This window comes from Holdemania massiliensis AP2 (assembly GCF_000327285.1).
In the GTDB taxonomy this organism is placed as follows: domain Bacteria; phylum Bacillota_I; class Bacilli_A; order Erysipelotrichales; family Erysipelotrichaceae; genus Holdemania; species Holdemania massiliensis.
The window spans coordinates 596,668-615,893 of sequence record NZ_HE998567.1; the positions used below are offsets into that span (position 1 = coordinate 596,668).

Below are 19,226 nucleotides of genomic sequence, written 5' to 3' on the forward strand. Positions count from 1 at the left end.
TATCGTCCCAGCCGCGAATTGAATTCAATCCTCATTGAAGCGGCTGCAGGTTTTTGATTGCGGTGATTTATTTTCGCTTATAAAACGGCATCGCGCAGATCACGGCTTTCATGCTGCGTGCACCATGCACGACTTCGACTTCCAAGCCTTCCTGGACATGATCGACATCGACATAGGCCATCGCAATCGCTTTGCCCAGCGTCGGCGCCATCGTGCCGCTGGTAATGTGACCGATCACAGCTCCGTCTTTTTGCACTTCATAGTGCTCACGGGCAATGCCTCGATCCAACAGCTGCAGACCGATCCGGGCTTTGGTCAGCCCCTTTTCCTGCATTCCCTGCTTGCCGATGAAATCCGCTTTGTCCAGCTTAACGGCAAAGTTCAGTCCGGCTTCCAACGGTGTTGTTTCGCTGCCCAGCTCATGCCCATACAGCGGCATAGCCGCTTCTAAGCGCAGCGTATCGCGCGCTCCTAAACCGCACGGAATCAAGCCGAACGGCTCACCCACTGCCATGATCGCTTCTGTAATCGCCAGCGCATCTTCATTCTGCATGTAAATTTCCACGCCGTCCTCACCGGTATATCCGTTGCGGGAAATCAGACATTTCTTCCCCGCCAGTTCAATTTGATCGGTGAACCAGTACGACTTCGCCGGCAAGGCCGACAGATCGGCGAGCTTGCCTAAGATTTCAATCGCTTTGGGTCCCTGCAAAGCAACCTGCGAGATCAAAGACGAAACATTGCGCAGCTTCACGTCGTGGTGACAGTTCTGGTTGAACCATTCCCAATCCTTCTGCTTGTTGGAAGCATTGACAACACATAAAAAATGCTCGTCGTCAAAGCGGTAGACGATCAAGTCGTCCACGGTTCCGCCATCCGCATAACACAGACAACTGTAACGCATCTGGCCATGTTTCAGATTGGCGATCTTGTTGGTCAGCAGATGATCAAGATAAGCGGCGGCTTCCGGTCCTTCGACAAGAAATTCGCCCATGTGCGAAACGTCGAACAGTCCGGCTTGTTCGCGCACAGCCTGATGCTCCTTGATGATGCCGGTGGGATACTGGACGGGCAGCCAGGTGTCGGCAAATTCGACAAGTTTGCCTTGGTGCTTCTGATGAAAGTCGTATAACGATGTTTTTTCTGTCATCCTCGGTTTCCTTTCCTTTTCAGGTTCCTCTTGTAGTTTTATTATAGCGAATATGAAAGCGCTTTTCTACATAGTTCTGCACTTCACAAGACAACTCTGTTCTTTTTCCTATCGAATCATCGACAGCCAATACAAAAGCCGTCCCAGCTGAAACAAAATCAGACTCATCCCATACGGCAAAAGCACCATGATCGCGATCGACTTCAGCATCAGTTTCGTTCCATACTCCTGGCGCAGTGCATTGAGCGTCATGATGCAGGGAATCGAAAACAGACAGTAAACAAGAAAACTATAGGCCCGCAGTTTTCCCAACGGATCGTCAAACAGCCTGCCGATCTCACTGATGAGTCCGGCATCCTGCCCTTCCTGACTGAAATCAGCCAGATGCACCACGCTGTTTTTTACAGCCTCCCCCAGTCCCAGTACGAGATTTTTTGATTCCTGGGCGAAATCCAGCGGTGCCTCGACCTTGTCCCGCAGCACTGAAGCCAGAAAGCCAACGACCGTTTCCTTGGCGGCAATGGAGCCCGGCAGACTGGCCACCAGCGGCCACTGCGTGCCAAAACCCAGCGGCTGGTAGATCACAGAGGCCGCTTTGCCAAACTGAGCGGCATAGGAGGTCGTAATTTCACCGCTTGGAAAATAAGTCAGTCCCCACAGCACCGTCATGGCTAGCATCACGACCGTCATCGCCTTGCGGGTATAATTCTTGACTTCCTGCCTGACCTTGTTGAACACCACTTTTAAAGAAGGTCGGCGATAAACCGGAAGCTCCAGCACCATCCATGGCTGCCGACGCTGCTCTGGTAAAGACAAAATCAGGGATAACACCAGCGCACTGACCAGACTCAAGCCGTACAGTGTAAACACGATCACCCCGCCCTGGCCGGGAAAAAACGCGGCCGCAAACAACAGATAGATCGGTAGCCGTGCGCCGCAGCTGATTAACGGGACGACCAGCGCCGTGCGCCGGCGGCTGCTTTCTTCTTCAATAACACGGGTAGCCATGACCGCCGGAACATTGCAGCCTAAGCCTAAAAGCAAAGAAACAAACGCCTTGCCGCTGCAGCCAAACGGCCGCATCAGCCGATCCATCAGGAAAGCGATCCGCGCCATATAGCCGCTTTCTTCCAGCAGCCCGAGAAAGAAATAGAGAAAGGCCATGAGCGGCAGAAAGCTGAGTACGCTGCCGATCCCCGCCAAGAGTCCATCGCACACCAGCGAGCGCAGCCATGCCGGCACTCCAGCTAGCAAAAGCTGACAGCCATGCTGCATCCAGAGCGTCAGCTGGTTCAGCCAGCCGACATACGGCGAGCTTCCGTTATAGATCAGCATCAGCATCGCAAAACTCATCGCCAATAACAGCGGCAGCCCCCAAATCCGATGCAGCAGCACGGCATCGATCCGCCTGGTTTTTAACAGCCGGCGCTGCGGATCCTGACGAACATGACTCATCAGACTGTCAATCGCCTGATACAGCGCCTGATGCATCGCCTGCGGCTGGGCCTCGCACAGCTGCATGTAGGCTTGCTTCTGCAACGCAAGCGAAGAAGCAAACGGCTGAGCCAGCTGCAGTGTATTGACCTGTCTGACCCACGCTTCTTCCAGCGGTTGGGTTAACAGCGGCCGATATCCCGAAAACGGTTCTTTCAGCATGGCTAAGATCGTTTCCTTCACCTGGCCCACAGCCTGCTTATCAAATGCGCTGACGCACAGGATCGGACAGGCCAGACGCCGGCTGAGTTTGACAGCGTCGATTTCAATCCCATTCTTCAGCACTTCATCGTAAAAGTTAAAAATCAGAATCATCGGAATCTGAAGCATTCTTAATTTTAAGGTCAGACGCAGTGCCCGCTGTAAATGCGTCGCATCCAGAACGTTGATCAGACAGTCGACCGGCTGCGATTCCAGAAAATCCTGCGTGATCTGTTCCTCATTGTTGGTTTTCTGCAAATCATAAATCCCCGGCAGATCGATCAGTGTCAGTTTTTCCGATCCCCATTGAACCTGAGCCTGTTTGCGCTCGACCGTGACGCCCGGCCAGTTGCCAACCTCAAACCCAGCATCGGACAGTGCGTTGATCCAGGCTGTTTTCCCGGCATTGGGATTGCCGACAAACGCCGCGGTCTTCATGGGTTGGTGATCAAAGCGACTTCAATCTGTGCAGCATCGGGACGGCGCAGAGCGATCAGACTGCCGCCGACACTGTACTCGATCGGATCCAGCAGCGGCGCTGTCCGGACGCATTCAATTTCTTCCCCAACCCGCAAACCAAGTGCTTCTAAGCGGATCACTACCGCCTGTGACAAAGTCATCGAAGTGATCAAGGCCCGCCTGCCTGGCGTTAATTGTGTTAGTTTCATCGCTTGCTCTCCTTTCTTTATTAGACTATGCTTGCAAAAAGCCCTTCCTTCCGCGCAAATTTCGACATTCCCCAGCTGGTATAACGGACAGATTGTGGTATAATCAAAAAGGTTCATTTTGAAGAATAGGAGAGAAGTGTTATGAGATTAAGTCAAAGTTTCTTTGCGACTCTGCGGGAGAACGTAAAGGATGAAGATTCCGTCAGCGGTAATCTGCTGGTTCGTGCGGGCATGATCAAAAAAAGCTCGGCAGGAGTCTATATGTACCTTCCCCTTGGGTATAAAGTACTGAAGAAAATTGAAAACATCGTGCGGGAAGAAATGGAACGGGCAGGAAGTCAGGAGCTCTTGATGCCGGCGCTGATTCCGGAAGAAGTCTATGTCGCCTCCGGGCGGCGGGACAACTTTGGTTCCAGCATGTTTTCGCTCAAGGACCGCTTCAACAAAAGCTATGTTCTCGGCCCAACCCATGAAGAACTGTTTGCGGTGGCCGCAGGCATGAAAATTCGTTCCTATAAAGACATGCCGTTCAATTTATATCAGTTTCAGACCAAATACCGCGATGAAGCCCGTCCGCGCTACGGTTTGATCCGAGTGCGTGAGTTCATCATGAAGGATGCTTATTCCTTTGATAAGGATGAAGCGGGAATGGACGTCGCGTATCAGAAGATGTTTGACGGATACAAACGGGCGTTTGACCGGATGCACATGGATTACAAGATTGTCCGCGCGGATACCGGCGTCATGGGCGGCTTATTGTCCGAGGAATTCCAGGCGGTAACGGAAATCGGTGAAGATGTTCTGGTGCTGTGTGATCAATGCAGCTTTGCCTCCAATCTGGAAGTGGCTTCCTGCAAAGACGAGGGTCTTGACAGTGATGAAGCGCACTTGCCGAAAGAATTAGTGGAAACGCCGAACGCCCGGACGATTGAAGAAGTGACGGAATTTCTGCAGCAGGATGCCCAGCGGTTCGTCAAGACCTTGATTTACAACATTGACGGCAAACCAGTGGCGGTCATGGTCCGCGGGGATCGAGAAGTCAATGAAACCAAGGTATTGAAATTGGTCGGCGGTTTGGAAATCGCTCTGGCTGAGCCGGAAATGGTCATGCAGGCAACGGAAGCCAAGGTAGGATTTGCCGGCCCGATCGGTCTGCATTGTCCGTTAGTGATGGATGTTGAGGTTTCACACATGGCTAACTTCATCACCGGCGCCAACAAGACGGGTTATCACTATATTCATGTGAATCAGGAAGACTTCAAAGCGGATTATACCGCGGATGTCCGGCAGATCATGGAAGGCGATACCTGCCCGGTTTGCGGCGGCAAGATCGTATTTAAAAAAGGCATTGAGATCGGCAATACCTTCAAGTTGGGAACAAAATATGCTCAGGCGATGAATTTGGAATATCTGGATCAGGAAAACAAGCTGAATCCGGTCTGGATGGGATCGTATGGCATCGGCATCGGCCGCTGTATGGCAGCGCTGGCGGAACAGCACAGTGATGAACACGGCTTATGCTGGCCGATCAACATTGCCCCATATCCAGTAGCGATCGTCATCATCTCCAAGAAGGATGAACAGCAGGTGGCCGCGGCTGAACAATTGTATGCCCAGCTGCAGGCGGCCGGAGTTGAGGTCATGCTCGATGATCGTGACGAACGTCCAGGCGTCAAGTTTAAGGACATGGATCTGATCGGAACCCCGATCCGGCTGACTGTCGGCAAGAAAATCGGTGAAGGTCTCGTTGAGATGAAGCTGCGCACAGCGGAAAAAGCAAACGACGTTAAAGTCGATGAAGTTGTCAGCCAAGTTCTCGAATTGATCCGCTGCGGTCAAACCCGATAAAACGCAAAAAGAGTGACCCTGAAATAGAATCAGGAATCACTCTTTTTTATTTGAATTGTATGGGGTTCAATAACAATCGGCACAGACGGCAGCTTCCAGGTTAACAGGCTGAGCATATTGGCCCTTCCATAGTGATTATCCGTATGCAGAACGATCTGCTTCAGATCAACAGCCTGAGGTTGTTGAACAAGCCACAGACAGAAGTCATAGCCGGTTTGCGGTGTCCCAAGATCATAATCCAAGGACACAAGATCATAGGTGTTTTCCGAAAAGAACTGCTGGGCCTGCGATACTGTTTTCGCAAGGGCGAACTTGCAGTTTTTCAGCGAAGAGGCATACTGCGGCAGACGCAGATCATCCAGATACAGACATCGTTGTTTTGTCATCGTTTCCCCTCTTCTTTCCCCTTTCACCAGACAATCTTACAAAACTGTGAGAATTTTGTCACGTCGATCCATGGTAGAATCCTGAGGATCGGCATAGAATAAAGTCAAAGGAGGAACATCATCCATGAAAACATTCCTGGAAGTCATTACCGCGCTTTTCAGCAGTCTTCTGTTCTTCCGCCGGAAGACCTCGTTCCGTATCGGTCAGGTTCCAAAGCGAAGCCAGCTGTGATTTACGATCCGCGATAAACCAGAACGCTTTGATCTTCGTAGTCGAAGCGTTTTTCGATTTGAAAATGCAGGCTTTCCAATAAATTCTGACACGCCTTATTTTCCATAGCCACATACGCCTGCAGGGTTGAAGCACGCAGCCGATCGTGTGCATACACCTTGGCCCAGCTTAACAATTCCCGGCCATAACCGCAATGCCAGAACGGCTCATCTAAAAACAGCGTCACATCCCGCACAGTCTCACAGTCGCTTTGCTTTAAAGCCAGAACCCCAACGGCCTGCAAGGTTTGCTTTGATCTCACAAGCCAGGCCTGGTTGATTCCTGAAGTCAGCTGTAAGATCAGATCGACCGCTTCTTGATAGGACTTCAGCGTATCAAACCGCATATACTTTGCGACCGCGTCTTTGCCCGCGATGTTCAGCACATCTTGCGCATCTTTAACGGTCAGCGGTCTCAATTCCAGTCTTTCACTGTAACAACTCGTGATTTTTTCGATGCGATAGACGTTGATCGTCTCCACATCCGGACAGCAGAACACGGCACGATTTTCTGAATTTCCGGGGATCTGTCCTCCATAACGCAGGATATCGACATACGGAAAGGCGACATGCATCGCCATCGGACACAGCTGTCCCCGTTCACTATCAAAGTCGTAGCAGTCCCCAATCCGATGTCCTCGATGGCATCCCATTGGGCCTTTGCGGTCAATCAGCGTGATGATAATCTCGGCCCGCGAGCTCATGCCTTGGCCGCCTGACTTTCAGCAATTGCCGCTTCCACCCGCAGTCCGCGAAACAGATCTGCGTTATTTTGATTTGCCTGAATCAGCTGCTCGACCTCATGCATCGCTTTCTGACAGGCCTGTTCCAACGTTTTCTGATGCAAGAGCTCCCCAGCCAGCACCGCTGAGAATACATCTCCGGTGCCGGGGATCCGTACATCAATCATCTCATACGGCAGATCAAAGCGGACGCCCTGATGATCCCGGCCGCACACATAATGTCCGCCGTCTTCCGTCAGAACAACGCTGGTTATCACGGCAGCACCGCAGCCCAGTTCCAAGAGTTCATCCAGCAGCTGTTCCTTTTGCGATGGCGTTACTTCTACACCCCAATCCGAATGTCCGCACAGCAAAGCGGCTTCGGTCAGATTGGGTACGATGAGGTCTGCACAAGAGGCAAGCTGCCGGCGTAGTTCAACAGCTGCAGGGTCGACGCCAGGATACAGATGCCCTTCATCGCCTAAAATCGGATCGACAATTTTTATCGCTTCCGTCTGACTAGCAAACAACCGCTTGATTAGATCCACCTGCTTTTCAGAAACCAAAAAGCCTGTGCAGATGCAGTCAAAGTGAAAGTTAAGAGCCTGCCAAGCATCCAGTGTCTTTACCATGAAGTCGGTCGTGTCGTGAATATCAAAAATACCGTAATCCAGCGTATTGGAGACCAGGGCTGTCGGCAGATTATGTACGATATGTCCCTGCGCTGACAACAGCGGAATCATCACAGACAAAGCCACCTTGCCTACACCGCACAAATCATTGACTAGTAAGATTTCTTTTTCCATTCTCTTTCCCTCTCTTGTATTTTTCTTATTCTATCCTATCTTGGAATCCGCCTGGGGTCAATTCATTTTCTGTGATCAGCGTCAGCTGTGACGGCAAATCCGGCAGTGCCTTTTGAATAAACCGCGGGAACAAATTGATTTCCTGGATCTGGGAAAAAGGGATCCACTCAAAAGTATGCGTCCGTTTTCCTTCTTCAACTGAAAAGGTCTGATCTTGAATCAACCGTTCTGAATTGTTCGGATTCACTAAAAAATACAGGCAGAGTTCATGGAATTTTTCCTGGCTGGATGATTCCATGAAAAAGCTTTGACAAAGCCACAGTGGCCGGAGAATCTCAGCTTCTATCTTCAATTCCTCTTTCAGCTCCCGCTGCAGCGCGGCTTCCGCCGTTTCTTGAAATTGAATCCGCCCGCCTGGCAGATAGGCATACGGCATTGCCTCATCACGCATAATCAATAGTGCTTCTTGATGAATCATCACTGCGCACACCCGGATATTGAAGCGGCCTAAGTCAGTTCTAAATGTCAGATCCATATCACACTCTCCCTTAGATTCACAGCAATATTATACCATGTTTAGCAGTACAACCGTCTGTTTCTATCACATGGATCCCAGAGTTAAAAAGCAATAATTTTCTAACTTCAATCTAAAAAAACTTATTTTTCTGTTTGTCGATATCGCTTAGAATGGGTATTTTTATATAATTCGTTTTATCCGCTTGATTTTCTAAGTGATCCATTGTAGCTTTATCTTCTTTCAGATTAAAACGAAATGCAAACGATTTATAAAACTTTTTCTTATATTTGCTGTCATAAGCAGCCTGATTAAATGACTTTTTTCCATTGTTTTTTATCTTCTTTTTGCATATAATAGAGATGGGAAAGAGAAAGGCTCAAAATAAGCCAATCTCTTTAAGAAAAGGAAGAATCACACCGATTAAACTAATAATTGCCGTTATTAGTTTAATGATTTCAATAACCAGACTAATTTGTTCTTGGCTATTGGGTGTGGTTCTTTTTTTCTTGCCCTTGGACTTTCCCATCTCTTTACATCCTTTCCTCGGGCAACTCAAGTTTAACATGGGCAAGTCTATAACTCAATATTGTTTTAACTTACTTGAGTTTAAAAAACAGGATATAATCCTGCTGCCTAAACCTTAACTTCCAGAAATTGAATCCCTAGAATAGAAAACAAGGATCGACAAACTTTGTGGTTCCCCTCAACAGAAACTGATTCGTCTGATCCTTGCTTATTTTTCATCCTATTTCATTTTTTCTGATTGGACAACCTAACGCACGACATCCAGCGGACATCCGTCAATATTCTCCATGGTAATTCCATAGATCTTCATGATCGTCGGCGCTTCATCAACAAGCTTGGCGCCGCTGATCTGCGTGCCCATTTTGATATCCGGACCGCTTAAGATAAACGGCGGTTTATCACCTTTGGTCGGCAGATGTCCATGGGTGGCCACGGAAAATTTATAGTCGGAGTTATCGACAGATTCAATGAGTTCCCCCTTCAGATTTTTACCGAAGGAAACGGTAGTTGCGGCTTCGATGACAAACTGGAAATCCCCCTGCATATGCCACTGAGCCAAGGCTTCCTCGGCTGTCCAGATCTTTTCAATTTCCTGCGGATACTGCTGCTGAATTTCCGCCAGAATGGAAGCTGCGGTTTGTAAATCCATTCCCGGACCGACATGAATGTGGGCGGAGAAAGCACACGATTGGGCGTAAAGCCGCCAGCCTGTGATTTTCCCCTGATCATCGACATCGATCAGTCCCCGGTCATAAAACAGCTTGTTCAGATTAAACAAATGTGAAACATTGATCTGCCCGTGATCACCGAGAATGACGATATTGGTCTTGTCCAGTAAGTTCTGACTCTTCAGGGCTGTGATCAGCGTTCCGATTTTCGTATCGACAAACCGCAGTGCTTCGTTGACTTTTTCAGCCTTTACGCCGTTTTGATGGCGCTGATGATCCACGTAGGAAAAATGAATGAACATCAAATCCGGCTGGAACATTTCGATGATCTGAGCCCCGCAGTGTTCGGCATAGTTGTCAAATTCCGGTGTCAGCATCCATTTCAGGCGGTGCTTGTTGCGTTCAAAGATTTCCTTCACCGCCGGACTGTTCGCCTGCGTGCAGATTTCAGTCGGATCATCCTGGATCGTCGGTGCCCAGATTTCCGCGATATTGTAATCCGCCGGTGCCCCGGCCATGACCGGCCAGGTTACAGTGGCCGTGCTTAAGTCCGCAGCTTTGGCATAGTCCAGCATCGTCTTGACCTGAATATCGCTGTACCACCAATTCCACTGCGGTTTTGGAACATTCACCTGCAGATGTTCGTTATGCACGATCTGATGCTTATCCGGATAACAGCCAGTCATGATTGAAACATGGCAGGGATAGGTCAGCGTCGGATAGATGCATTCGATATCACGAACCTGCGCGGCGCCTTTAACAATCGGTCCCAAATTCGGCAGCGTTTCCATGAATGGAATATCGTCGCTGATCAAGGCGTCAATTGAAATCACCAGTGTCTTTTTATTCATGCGTTCCCTCCTGTTTTTCCGCCATCATCGCCCGCAGCTGCTGCTTCCACGTATTTTCTTCCACCTGCACCTCTGGAATTACCTTGCTGGCTTCATCGAGAAAATGCAGATATCCCCGCCCCATCGCACGGCCTTTTTCCGTATGCATATCATAGACAAAATCCGGCAGCTCAATGCATTGCGGATCGTTTTCCAGCTTTCGCTTGATCAGACTTTTCAGATTGCAGGAATCGCGGTTTTTATCACACAGGCATAAATAGCGGACAGCGTGCACCGTAAACATCCAGCGATCCGATTCGCCATATTCAAAATCCTTGCGGAAATGATCGAGACTGTCAATCACCGGCGCGGCCTGCGGCTGACCCATGCCGATATCCTCGACACAGATGGCTTTCAGCCGCTTCCACACAAAGTCCTCCAGGGCTTCGCTGCTGAGGCAGCATTCCATCGCCACAGTCGCCGCCGCTTCCGTTTCAGCCCGGCGAATCAATTTCTGCATAGCCGAGATCAGCTCCTCTGCTGCATATCCATGTTTGGTTTTTAATCCTTTCAGATTCATGGCTTCCGCCTCCTTTCATCAAAGAAAAGGGAAGAGAAGTCTTTTTCGCTCCCCTTCCCGATTGTGGTTATTTTAAGCTGTTCAGGCAAGCTTCAATCGCTGCTGCCGGATCTTTGAAGTTCACCAGAACTTCATCCATCATCGTCTTCACGGCTTCATAGACAGCGCTGGATGTGTAATCATCCGTCGAGAACGCTGGCAGGAAGAAATACGCATCCGACTGCGCCGGACCGGAAATCTTTGTGTCGTTGGTTCCCGCTTCGACAAACGCTTTATACTCAGCATCATCGACAACGCTCTGACGAATCGGCAGATAACCGGTGTTCAGCGTCATCGGCAGATTGGATTCCTTGCTGGACATGAATTTGATGAATTCATAAGCCGCATAGCTCTGTTCTGCATTGCCGGACTGATTTAAAGCAGCCAAGACATAGCCGTTGGAAATGACCTGCTTGTTAGCGGCATCCGCCTGCGGAATCGCGGCAGAAGCCCAGACAACCTGCTCCGGATCCGCAATCTTGCTGGAAATGTACTGGCTTTCAACTGTTCTGCCGATATACATCGGAACAATGCCGTTGGCAAACGGACCAGAGAAGAACATATCTTCACCCGCCAAACGGAAGTTGCCGTTCTGAATGTTTTCCTGCATGTAGGTCAGCGCTTTTACGGCAGCTTCGCTGTTGAACAACAGTTCGCCTTCCACATTGGTATAATCGCCGCCAAACTGCTTGGTCAGCGTAATAAACATATCCGCCGGATAGTCTGTTCCAAATGCCGGTTTGCCCGTGATCGCCTGAATCTTCGCCGACGTTTCAGCCAGCTCATCCCAGGTCGTCGGAACCGTCAATCCGTTGTCGTCAAAGAACTTCTGGTTGTAGTACAGCACTTCCGTATACATTGTAAACGGCAGAGAATAGGTTCCCGACACCGAATAATTCGCACCGAAAGTTCTGAAGGACTCATAGATATCCTGATAATCACTCATGCCGACAGCCGCGTCGCTGATATACGGCGCCAGATCCACAACCGCCTCGGAAGCAAGCAGATCTTCAACATACGTCTGTTGAGACAGAATGACAGCCGGGGCATTCTTCGCTTTGACAGCGCCGACAACCTTGTTGTTGACTTCCGCGCTGGAGCCCTGGTTGATCGCCGTAACGGTAATGCCTTTTTCCTTGCCGACCGTGCTGTTGAATTCCTCAACGCGCTGGTTGACGATCTCCTCCTGGATGTTGGTGCAGTTGTGCCAGAATTCGATGCTGATCGGATTAGTAATCTCTGTGACGAGCGCGGTCGGTTCCTGGCCGCCGTTTTCCGGTTCATCGGCCTTGCCGTTGTTGGACGAGCAAGCGCCTAAACCGAGAATCATCATCAGAGAAAGAATGCTGATTAAGCCTTTTTTCATAGTTTCTTTCCTCTCTTTACTTTTTATATCAAAGGGACAGCGTCAAGCTACCCTTTAATACCTCCGCGGGCTACGCCGTTAATAATCTGTTTTCTAAAAATCAGATAGAAGACAACCATCGGCAGAATAACGACACAGGCGCCGGCCATCTGCAGGTTGACAAACGACGAAGCGTCATTGTTGAAGTACATCAAGCCGGTAGTCAGCACACGCTTGCTTGGACTGTTGGTGACCATCAACGGCCACAGGAAGGAATTCCAGGTCGTGATGAAATGCAGAATCGAGATCGTCGCAATCGCATTCTTGCTCATCGGCACCATCACCTTCCACAGATAACGCCAATCGCTGCAGCCGTCAATCTTAGCCGCCTTGTATAAGATCGGCGGCACCTGCATGAAATATTCCCTCAGCATGTAAATATAGAAGCCGCTGGCCAGCGTCGGAATAATGATGCCCTGGTAAGTATCCAGCCAGCCTAAATGCGAAACGGTCACATAATTCTGAATAATCAGCAGCTCCGTCGGTACCATCATCGTTGACAGAAACAGCCAAAACCAAAACTTTTTGCCTTTAAACTCCAGCACCGAAAAGGCAAAGGAGGCCAGCACCGTGACCACAACTGCCAGCAGCGTGGAAATCGTGGCAATGATGACGGTATTGATGAAATACTGACCAAACGGCGCCGTGTCAAACACAGTCTTGAAATTGACTGCCATCCATTCCTTTGGGAACCAGATCGGCGGAATCCGAATCGATTCATCCAGCGTTTTAAACGCGGTTAAGATCATCCAGATGAAAGGGAACAGCATCGTAATCGCTCCAGCGATCAAAAAGGTATATTTCAGCACCTTGGCGATCAAGGCCGGCAGCTTGTTTTTCTTTTTCATTTCGCTTCCCCTTTCTAGTTATAATGGATAAACCGCTTGGAGACTTTGTTCTGGATCATCGTTACAACAGTGATAATGATGAACAGGATAATCGCGGCAGCCGAGGCATAATGCACCTGATTGCGGTTATAGAACATATCGTAGATGTAGTAAACCACGGTGATGGCGCTGTTGGCTGGTCCCGCCTGTCCGGAAAACAGGGAGAAAATCTCATTGTACAGCTTAAAGGCATAAATGACCGAAACCATGATAACCATCCACAGCGTCGGCGAAAGCAGCGGCAGCGTAACATGAAAGAATGTCCGCAGCTTGCTTGCCCCGTCAATTCTTGCGGCTTGGTAATATTGTTCGTCGATCTTCTGAAGACCGGCCAGAAACAGCACGATCTTAAACGCCAGACCGCTCCAGATATAAAAGATCGTCACCGCCCAGATTGCCAGTTTGGGATCCGACAGCCATTTCATCGCCGGGATGCCAAACAGTGTCAAAAAGTAATTGATATAGCCGTATTCCGAATGGAACAGCCAGCGGAAGACAATGCCGATCGCAATGATTGAGGTCACATACGGCAGAAAGTAAACCGTCTGAAAGACACCTTTAAACTTCACTTTGGAGTTGATCAATACCGCGATCACCAATGCGATGATCAACGATATCGGCAGACCCACGCCAAAGATGATCAGCGTGTTTTTTAACGCCAGCTGAAACGACGGATCCAGCAATACATGTTCAAAAGCTTTGAAGCCGAACCCCTTGCCAACCTCTGTCAGATAATTGTATTTCGTATAGAAACCCATCCGAAAGACCTTGAACAGCGGATACAGAACAAAGACAAGCATCACCAGAATGGCCGGCGATAAATACAGATAAGCTTTGTAACGCTCATAAAATTGCTTGAATTTCGAGCGTTTTCGCACCGATGGAACCTTACTCATAGTTAAATTCCTTATTCAGCCGCTTTCCGGTTTCCTTGTCAAACAGATAGATACGCTGACCTTTGATCGCCAAGGAAAGCGGAGCCCCGGCCTGAACAAGATGCACGCTGTCGATCAAAGCATGCACCGGCGTATCATTCAGCTTGAAGGTAATCAACTGATCCCGGCCGCGGATTTCCACGGATTCCACCAGGACTGTCATTTCCTTGCCCAGCGTAAAGGATTCCGGCCGAACGCCTGCCAGAACAGGACCGCTGACGTCTTCCTGAACAGCATACTGCGTTTCATTGAATAAAATCTTTCCGTCTTCGGCGTTCACTTCCACAAAATTCATCGGCGGATTTCCCAAGAATCCGGCCACAAACTGATTGACGGGTTCCAGATACATCCGCTGCGGGAAACATTGCTGCTGAATCACACCTTTTTTCATCAGCACGATCTCATCGGTGATGCTCATGGCCTCTTCCTGATCATGCGTAACAAAGATCGTCGTTACCCCGGTTTCTTTCTGAATCCGACGAATTTCTTCCCGCATTTCCAAACGCAGCCGGGCATCCAAATTGGACAACGGTTCATCCAGCAGTAAAACTTTCGGCTGTTTGACCAATGCCCGCGCAATCGCTACGCGCTGCTGCTGACCGCCGGAAAGCTGAGAGGGTTTACGCTTAAGCAGATCATCGACCTTCACCAGCTTCGCCATTTCCATGCACCGCGCCAAAGCTTCCTCTTTTTTGACTTTGGCATTGACCAATGGAAACATAATATTCTGCTGTACCGTCATGTGCGGATAAAGCGCATAGTTCTGAAAAACCAGGCCGATTCCGCGTTCTTCCGCAGGAACATCTGTAACATCTTCCCCATCAAAATAAATCTTCCCGGACGTCGGTTGTTCCAATCCTGAAATCATATACAGGGTTGTCGATTTCCCGCAGCCGGATGGTCCTAACAGCCCGGTTAAGGCTCCGTCTTTAATCGTTAAATTGACATGATCAACCGCAACGGTCTGACCAAAATCTTTCACCAGATCGACTAATTGGACTTGCATGTTTCCCCTCCTGAATTAATCTATTTTTATTGTTTACATCATGAACATTATAAAGCATTTTATCGGATGCGTAAAGAAATCAGAAAAGCTTTCCCTGTTAAATTTTGATAAAAAAAGTAAAAAATCCTGGCTCGCTTTTAAACAAACCAGGACTTGTTTCTATTTTAAATTGTTGACAACGGCTTCAACGATGGCATCGCTGTCCATTTTGTATTTATGCAGCAGTTCTGCCGGTTTTCCGCTTTCACCATAAACATCCCGCTGTCCTACACGAACAAGCTTGCGCGGACATTGTTCACTCAGAACTTCCGCAACCGCACTGCCTAAACCCCCAATAATGCTGTGCTCTTCACAGGTAACGATCAGCTTCGCTTTTTCCGCATAGCGAACGATCGTTTCAGCATCAATTGGCTTAATCGTATGAATATTGATCAAAGTCGGTGTAATGCCCTGAGCTTTCAGGCTCTCACAGGCTTTCATGGCTTCCTGAACTTCCAGACCGGTCGCCAGAATGACGACATCCCGTCCTTCCTGCAATACGTCCGCTTTCCCAATTTCAAAATGATAGTTTTCATCATGAATCACTTCCACGGCACTGCGGCCTAACCGCACAAAGCAAGGCCCCTCAATCGCGGCCACCGCTTTGACAGCCGCTTCTGCTTCCACGGCATCGCACGGACAGATGACCTTCATGCCCGGAATACCGCGCATTAAGGCAAGATCTTCAAACGTCTGATGCGACGCGCCGTCTTCGCCAACTGAAATTCCTGCGTGCGAAGCACAGATCTTCACGTTCAGCTGCGGATAACCGATGCTGTTGCGGATTTGTTCATAAGCCCGGCCGACCGCAAACATCGCAAAACTGCTGGCAAATACCGTGTTGCCGCAGGCCGCTAAACCTGCAGCGACTGACATCATATTGCCTTCCGCAATACCCATGTTGCAATGACGCTCTGGTGCTACTTTCTTAGCCATGCCGGATTTCGTCGATCCGCTGAGATCGGCATCGAGCACGACGATATTTTCATTTTCACTGACCAGCTCCGCCAGTGCTTTTCCATAAGCTTCCCGAGTTGCAATCTTAGCCATTGATCTGTTCCTCCAATTCCTTAATCGCAGCTTCTGCCTCTTCCGGCTTTGGCGCTACACCATGCCAGTTTGCCTTATTTTCCATGAAGGAAACCCCTTTGCCTTTTACTGTATTGGCCAAGATTAAAGTTGGTTTGCCCTTGCATTCTCTGGCTGCTGTATAAGCGGCTTCAAGCTGATCGTAGTCATGTCCGTCGACTTCGATGACATTCCAGCCAAAAGCTTTAAATTTTGTATCAAAAGGAGTTGGATTCATGACGTCGGTAATCTTACCGTCAATCTGTAATCCGTTGAAGTCCAAAATCGCAACAAGATTGTCTAATTTGTAGTGGGCTGCGGCCATCGCTGCTTCCCAGATCTGGCCTTCTTCACTTTCGCCATCTCCCACCAAGGCATAAACACGGAAATCCTGATGATGGATTTTATAGGACATCGCCATGCCGACTGCGCAAGATAACCCCTGTCCCAACGATCCTGTTGACATGTCCACCCCTTTGATGCTCATGTTCGGATGTCCCTGGATCTCAGAATCGATCTTTCTAAAGGTCATCAGATCTTCCTGTGAAATAAACCCTTTTTCCTTTAAAACAGAATAGAGAACCGGAGAAGCATGTCCTTTGGACAAAACAAATTTATCGCGGCAGACATCGTTGACATTTTCCTCGTTAATCTTCATTTCATTAAAATACAGAGAAACCAGAATTTCTACTGCCGACAAGGATCCGCCTGGATGGCCCGACTGTGCTGCACAGGTCATGCGAACAATATTTTTGCGCACTTCCGCAGCAATCTTCTTCATTTCAGTTTGATTCATTTCCTTCACTCCTTTTAGCCTTCCCTATTCTATCATTATTGGTACGGATTGTAAAAAAGAAAACAGGAAATTTTCACAAAATAAAAAAATCACAGGCAACCTCTGTAACGCAATCAGACGATTTGATATCTTTTTGTAAGTTTATCCAAATTTCCAGTCAAAAACCTAGATCATCAAATATCACACTTGTATCAATTTAAAAAGATTCTGATATAATTATTCAGCTCTAGAAGATAGCGATTTTAACTGAGTGACTATTGATTACTTTTTGAAACGTATAAAGATTGGTTAAAAATTAAATGATAAAGATAACCTGCTCCAAATACACCCAACTTTTTCGGACCACTAACCTTTCCTTCCAATTCTATCGCTTTTTCAAATGCCAGTTCCACGGTAGCTTTCGTAATCGACTTCTCTTTCCGGCTCACAAAGAGTTCTCCGCTTTTTATACAGTATGTAAACTTCAATCCCTTTGCAGTATAAAACGGGTAATCTTCAAAAGTGATCAGCGCATTCCATAAGTTCTCTACTGTCATGTTTTCACATAGCACTTTACCTACCTTCTCCCTCTTGCGATATTTTCTGATCCGCTGTGCAGTCATAGAAATCTCATTTGCTTTATGAACCATTTTACTGTGGGGAAGATAAGAATGAACAGAGGCTCTCGACAGACCCGTAAGCAACATGATTTCTTCTACTGACTTACCCTTCTTATAGTATTCATTCACCTTGTCTGCAATCTCTGATTCATACACCCCAGCTGTAATCAGAAGTTTTCGAACTTTTATCGGATTAAGTCCCAATTCATCCGCAATAATGCTAAGCGATGGATCCGGTTGAGAGGCACCATAGATAGAAACCACGGTGTCTAAAAGCTCCTGCATCACTTTCGCTGGATCATAGTTTCTCTCTTTTGATCTTGCCAATAGATTCACCTCTATTTACGTTTCAATCTATATGATAATAAGCTTCACAGGAGCATTTCCACTCCTGTAAAACTACATCCTTTTTGCCACTTTTTTATTGAAACTATTTATCTTTGCAAGTATAACACATCAGCTCTTGGCTTTTTATAATCTGCCTCTTCTGTATATTCTGTTTAAAAACCTATTTTTTACTATTTCTCTCAAAAGCTATCACAAACAGATTATCACACAGCCTCAAAAAATGTATCCGGTCTATTCGGATTGAAAATCTCATTGCAGGTCATCACCGTTACAAGATTTTCTGTCTCACTGAGATTGATAATATTATGTGTCCACCCAGGAATCATATGAACCGCTTCAATCTTGTCGCCGCTCACCTCAAATTCCACGGTCTCGCCTGTATTAATATTGCGTTCCTGAATCAGCCCGTGTCCAGCCACCACAATAAACAATTCCCATTTACTGTTGTGCCAGTGTTGACCTTTGGTAATTCCAGGACGGCTGATGTTAATAGATACTTGTCCGCAGTCCACGGTATGGATAAGCTCAGTGAAAGAACCGCGATCATCTACATTCATCTTCAAAGCATATTTGAACTTATCGGTTGGCAGATACGTGAGATAAAGACTGTAGAGCTTCTTTGCGAAAGAACCTTCGGGCATCTTGGGCATCATAAGTGTGGTCGGTTGCTCTTTAAACTGTTGCAGCAAGTCCACAATTTCTCCAAGCGTCACCTTGTGCGTTACAGGAACACAGCAATATCTTCCCCCTTCCTGCAAAACTGTCTCCACGCCATCAAACTCACAATGGACTTCTTTACCTTCCAGAAGGTCAAACATCCCTTCAACAAGATCATCAATATAAAGCAGTTCCAATTCGGTGTTTCTGTCGTTAACCGTAAACTCCTCATCATTGGCTACTGCCCAACAAAAAGTAGACACTGCAGAATTATACCTAGGTTTGGAATGTCCCATTAAGTTTGGAAAACGATAGACCGCTACCTTTGCACCAGTTTCCTTAGCGTAATCGAAGAATAGTTTCTCGCCTGCTTTCTTACTTCTTCCATATTCGTTATCATAACGACCGACACAAGTTGCCTGAATAGAGGAAGATAACATAATCGTTGCCTTGTTCTTATACTTTTTGAGAGTGTTGAGCAGATCGGATGCAAAGCCAAAGTTTCCTTTCATAAAATCTTCCGGATTCTCTGGACGATTTACACCTGCCAGATTAAAGACAAAATCAGCTTTCTGACAGTATGTAATAAGTTCCTCAGCAGTGGAATTGATATCATACTCATAGATTTCCTCAATTTTGATTTTGGAACGTGTCTTGTTTTTACCGTCTCTGTTATTTTTGAGATTGTTTACAAGGGCGGTTCCCACCATGCCCTTGGATCCTGTTACTAAGATATTCATCTTGGTTTCCCCCATCTTTGTTTTTTGGCAATATACTGACAA

General features: G+C 47.8%; 19 protein-coding genes. 1 reads left to right on the forward strand and 18 read right to left on the reverse strand.

Annotated features, from left to right (window positions below; all coding sequences use genetic code 11):
- Positions 1–67: 67 nt before the first annotated feature.
- The 3 genes from gcvT to BN162_RS02840 form a co-directional block, all read right to left on the reverse strand.
- Positions 68–1,150: a glycine cleavage system aminomethyltransferase GcvT gene (gene gcvT, locus BN162_RS02830; RefSeq protein WP_020223550.1), complete on the reverse strand. Its 1,083-nt coding sequence runs from the start codon at positions 1,148–1,150 to the stop codon at positions 68–70.
- 108 nt (positions 1,151–1,258) lie between these two features.
- Positions 1,259–3,283 (reverse strand): ferrous iron transport protein B, encoded by a 2,025-nt coding sequence (gene feoB / locus BN162_RS02835; RefSeq protein WP_020223551.1) that lies wholly within the window; start codon positions 3,281–3,283, stop codon positions 1,259–1,261.
- Complete coding sequence (locus BN162_RS02840) at positions 3,280–3,513, reverse strand: FeoA family protein (protein ID WP_020223552.1); 234 nt, start codon at positions 3,511–3,513, stop codon at positions 3,280–3,282. Before BN162_RS02840 ends, feoB begins: the two co-directional genes overlap by 4 nt.
- A 141-nt stretch (positions 3,514–3,654) precedes the next feature.
- Here BN162_RS02840 and BN162_RS02845 point away from each other — a divergent pair, with 141 nt between their 5' ends.
- A complete protein-coding gene (locus BN162_RS02845; protein WP_020223553.1) occupies positions 3,655–5,361 on the forward strand; it encodes a proline--tRNA ligase in 1,707 nt (568 codons plus the stop codon).
- Positions 5,362–5,390: 29 nt separating this feature from the next.
- On the opposite strand, the gene BN162_RS02850 is transcribed toward BN162_RS02845, so the two are convergent.
- From BN162_RS02850 to BN162_RS02915, 15 genes are all read right to left on the reverse strand, one after another.
- Positions 5,391–5,747: a cyclic-phosphate processing receiver domain-containing protein gene (locus BN162_RS02850; RefSeq protein ID WP_020223554.1), complete on the reverse strand. Its 357-nt coding sequence runs from the start codon at positions 5,745–5,747 to the stop codon at positions 5,391–5,393.
- A 233-nt stretch (positions 5,748–5,980) separates the two neighbouring features.
- On the reverse strand, positions 5,981–6,721 hold the full coding sequence (locus BN162_RS18265) for a TIGR04076 family protein (protein WP_020223556.1): 741 nt from the start codon (positions 6,719–6,721) through the stop codon (positions 5,981–5,983).
- A complete protein-coding gene (locus BN162_RS02860) occupies positions 6,718–7,545 on the reverse strand; it encodes a PfkB family carbohydrate kinase (RefSeq protein WP_020223557.1) in 828 nt (275 codons plus the stop codon). The genes BN162_RS18265 and BN162_RS02860 overlap by 4 nt, the downstream gene beginning before the upstream one ends.
- 25 nt (positions 7,546–7,570) lie before the next feature.
- On the reverse strand, positions 7,571–8,080 hold the full coding sequence (locus BN162_RS02865; protein ID WP_020223558.1) for an NUDIX hydrolase: 510 nt from the start codon (positions 8,078–8,080) through the stop codon (positions 7,571–7,573).
- Positions 8,081–8,438: 358 nt separating this feature from the next.
- Positions 8,439–8,588, reverse strand: a complete 150-nt coding sequence (locus tag BN162_RS18270; protein ID WP_020223560.1) for a hypothetical protein — start codon at positions 8,586–8,588, stop codon at positions 8,439–8,441.
- Between the two features lie 246 nt (positions 8,589–8,834).
- Complete coding sequence (locus tag BN162_RS02870; protein ID WP_020223561.1) at positions 8,835–10,106, reverse strand: alkaline phosphatase family protein; 1,272 nt, start codon at positions 10,104–10,106, stop codon at positions 8,835–8,837.
- Positions 10,099–10,665 (reverse strand): AAA family ATPase, encoded by a 567-nt coding sequence (locus BN162_RS02875; RefSeq protein WP_020223562.1) that lies wholly within the window; start codon positions 10,663–10,665, stop codon positions 10,099–10,101. Before BN162_RS02875 ends, BN162_RS02870 begins: the two co-directional genes overlap by 8 nt.
- 67 nt (positions 10,666–10,732) lie before the next feature.
- Positions 10,733–12,070 (reverse strand): extracellular solute-binding protein, encoded by a 1,338-nt coding sequence (locus BN162_RS02880; RefSeq protein WP_020223563.1) that lies wholly within the window; start codon positions 12,068–12,070, stop codon positions 10,733–10,735.
- A gap of 47 nt (positions 12,071–12,117) precedes the next feature.
- Entirely contained in the window at positions 12,118–12,957 is an 840-nt protein-coding gene (locus tag BN162_RS02885; protein WP_020223564.1) for a carbohydrate ABC transporter permease, read from the reverse strand.
- Positions 12,958–12,971: 14 nt separating this feature from the next.
- Positions 12,972–13,892 (reverse strand): carbohydrate ABC transporter permease, encoded by a 921-nt coding sequence (locus BN162_RS02890; RefSeq protein WP_020223565.1) that lies wholly within the window; start codon positions 13,890–13,892, stop codon positions 12,972–12,974.
- Complete coding sequence (locus BN162_RS02895) at positions 13,885–14,937, reverse strand: ABC transporter ATP-binding protein (RefSeq protein WP_020223566.1); 1,053 nt, start codon at positions 14,935–14,937, stop codon at positions 13,885–13,887. The genes BN162_RS02890 and BN162_RS02895 overlap by 8 nt, the downstream gene beginning before the upstream one ends.
- Before the next feature lie 159 nt (positions 14,938–15,096).
- The gene (locus BN162_RS02900; RefSeq protein WP_020223567.1) at positions 15,097–16,026 is read right to left on the reverse strand and encodes a transketolase family protein; all 930 of its coding nucleotides are present in this window, start codon (positions 16,024–16,026) and stop codon (positions 15,097–15,099) included.
- Positions 16,019–16,840, reverse strand: coding sequence for a transketolase (locus BN162_RS02905; protein ID WP_020223568.1), 822 nt, complete (start codon positions 16,838–16,840; stop codon positions 16,019–16,021). The genes BN162_RS02900 and BN162_RS02905 overlap by 8 nt, the downstream gene beginning before the upstream one ends.
- A gap of 254 nt (positions 16,841–17,094) precedes the next feature.
- The gene (locus BN162_RS18850) at positions 17,095–17,766 is read right to left on the reverse strand and encodes a hypothetical protein (RefSeq protein WP_020223569.1); all 672 of its coding nucleotides are present in this window, start codon (positions 17,764–17,766) and stop codon (positions 17,095–17,097) included.
- 224 nt (positions 17,767–17,990) lie between these two features.
- Positions 17,991–19,184, reverse strand: coding sequence for a polysaccharide biosynthesis C-terminal domain-containing protein (locus tag BN162_RS02915; protein ID WP_020223570.1), 1,194 nt, complete (start codon positions 19,182–19,184; stop codon positions 17,991–17,993).
- Between the last annotated feature and the right edge of the window lie 42 nt (positions 19,185–19,226).

Coding starts and splice junctions, on each gene's coding strand:
- BN162_RS02880 (WP_020223563.1), bottom strand. CDS start 12,070: ATGAAAAAAGGCTTAATCAGCATTCTTTCTCTGATGATGATTCTCGGT.
- BN162_RS18270 (WP_020223560.1), bottom strand. CDS start 8,588: ATGGGAAAGTCCAAGGGCAAGAAAAAAAGAACCACACCCAATAGCCAA.
- feoB (WP_020223551.1), bottom strand. CDS start 3,283: ATGAAGACCGCGGCGTTTGTCGGCAATCCCAATGCCGGGAAAACAGCC.
- BN162_RS02900 (WP_020223567.1), bottom strand. CDS start 16,026: ATGGCTAAGATTGCAACTCGGGAAGCTTATGGAAAAGCACTGGCGGAG.
- BN162_RS18265 (WP_020223556.1), bottom strand. CDS start 6,721: ATGAGCTCGCGGGCCGAGATTATCATCACGCTGATTGACCGCAAAGGC.
- BN162_RS02885 (WP_020223564.1), bottom strand. CDS start 12,957: ATGAAAAAGAAAAACAAGCTGCCGGCCTTGATCGCCAAGGTGCTGAAA.
- gcvT (WP_020223550.1), bottom strand. CDS start 1,150: ATGACAGAAAAAACATCGTTATACGACTTTCATCAGAAGCACCAAGGC.
- BN162_RS02905 (WP_020223568.1), bottom strand. CDS start 16,840: ATGAATCAAACTGAAATGAAGAAGATTGCTGCGGAAGTGCGCAAAAAT.
- BN162_RS02845 (WP_020223553.1), top strand. CDS start 3,655: ATGAGATTAAGTCAAAGTTTCTTTGCGACTCTGCGGGAGAACGTAAAG.
- BN162_RS02840 (WP_020223552.1), bottom strand. CDS start 3,513: ATGAAACTAACACAATTAACGCCAGGCAGGCGGGCCTTGATCACTTCG.
- BN162_RS02915 (WP_020223570.1), bottom strand. CDS start 19,184: ATGAATATCTTAGTAACAGGATCCAAGGGCATGGTGGGAACCGCCCTT.
- BN162_RS02895 (WP_020223566.1), bottom strand. CDS start 14,937: ATGCAAGTCCAATTAGTCGATCTGGTGAAAGATTTTGGTCAGACCGTT.
- BN162_RS02850 (WP_020223554.1), bottom strand. CDS start 5,747: ATGACAAAACAACGATGTCTGTATCTGGATGATCTGCGTCTGCCGCAG.
- BN162_RS02860 (WP_020223557.1), bottom strand. CDS start 7,545: ATGGAAAAAGAAATCTTACTAGTCAATGATTTGTGCGGTGTAGGCAAG.
- BN162_RS02870 (WP_020223561.1), bottom strand. CDS start 10,106: ATGAATAAAAAGACACTGGTGATTTCAATTGACGCCTTGATCAGCGAC.
- BN162_RS02875 (WP_020223562.1), bottom strand. CDS start 10,665: ATGAATCTGAAAGGATTAAAAACCAAACATGGATATGCAGCAGAGGAG.
- BN162_RS02890 (WP_020223565.1), bottom strand. CDS start 13,892: ATGAGTAAGGTTCCATCGGTGCGAAAACGCTCGAAATTCAAGCAATTT.
- BN162_RS02865 (WP_020223558.1), bottom strand. CDS start 8,080: ATGGATCTGACATTTAGAACTGACTTAGGCCGCTTCAATATCCGGGTG.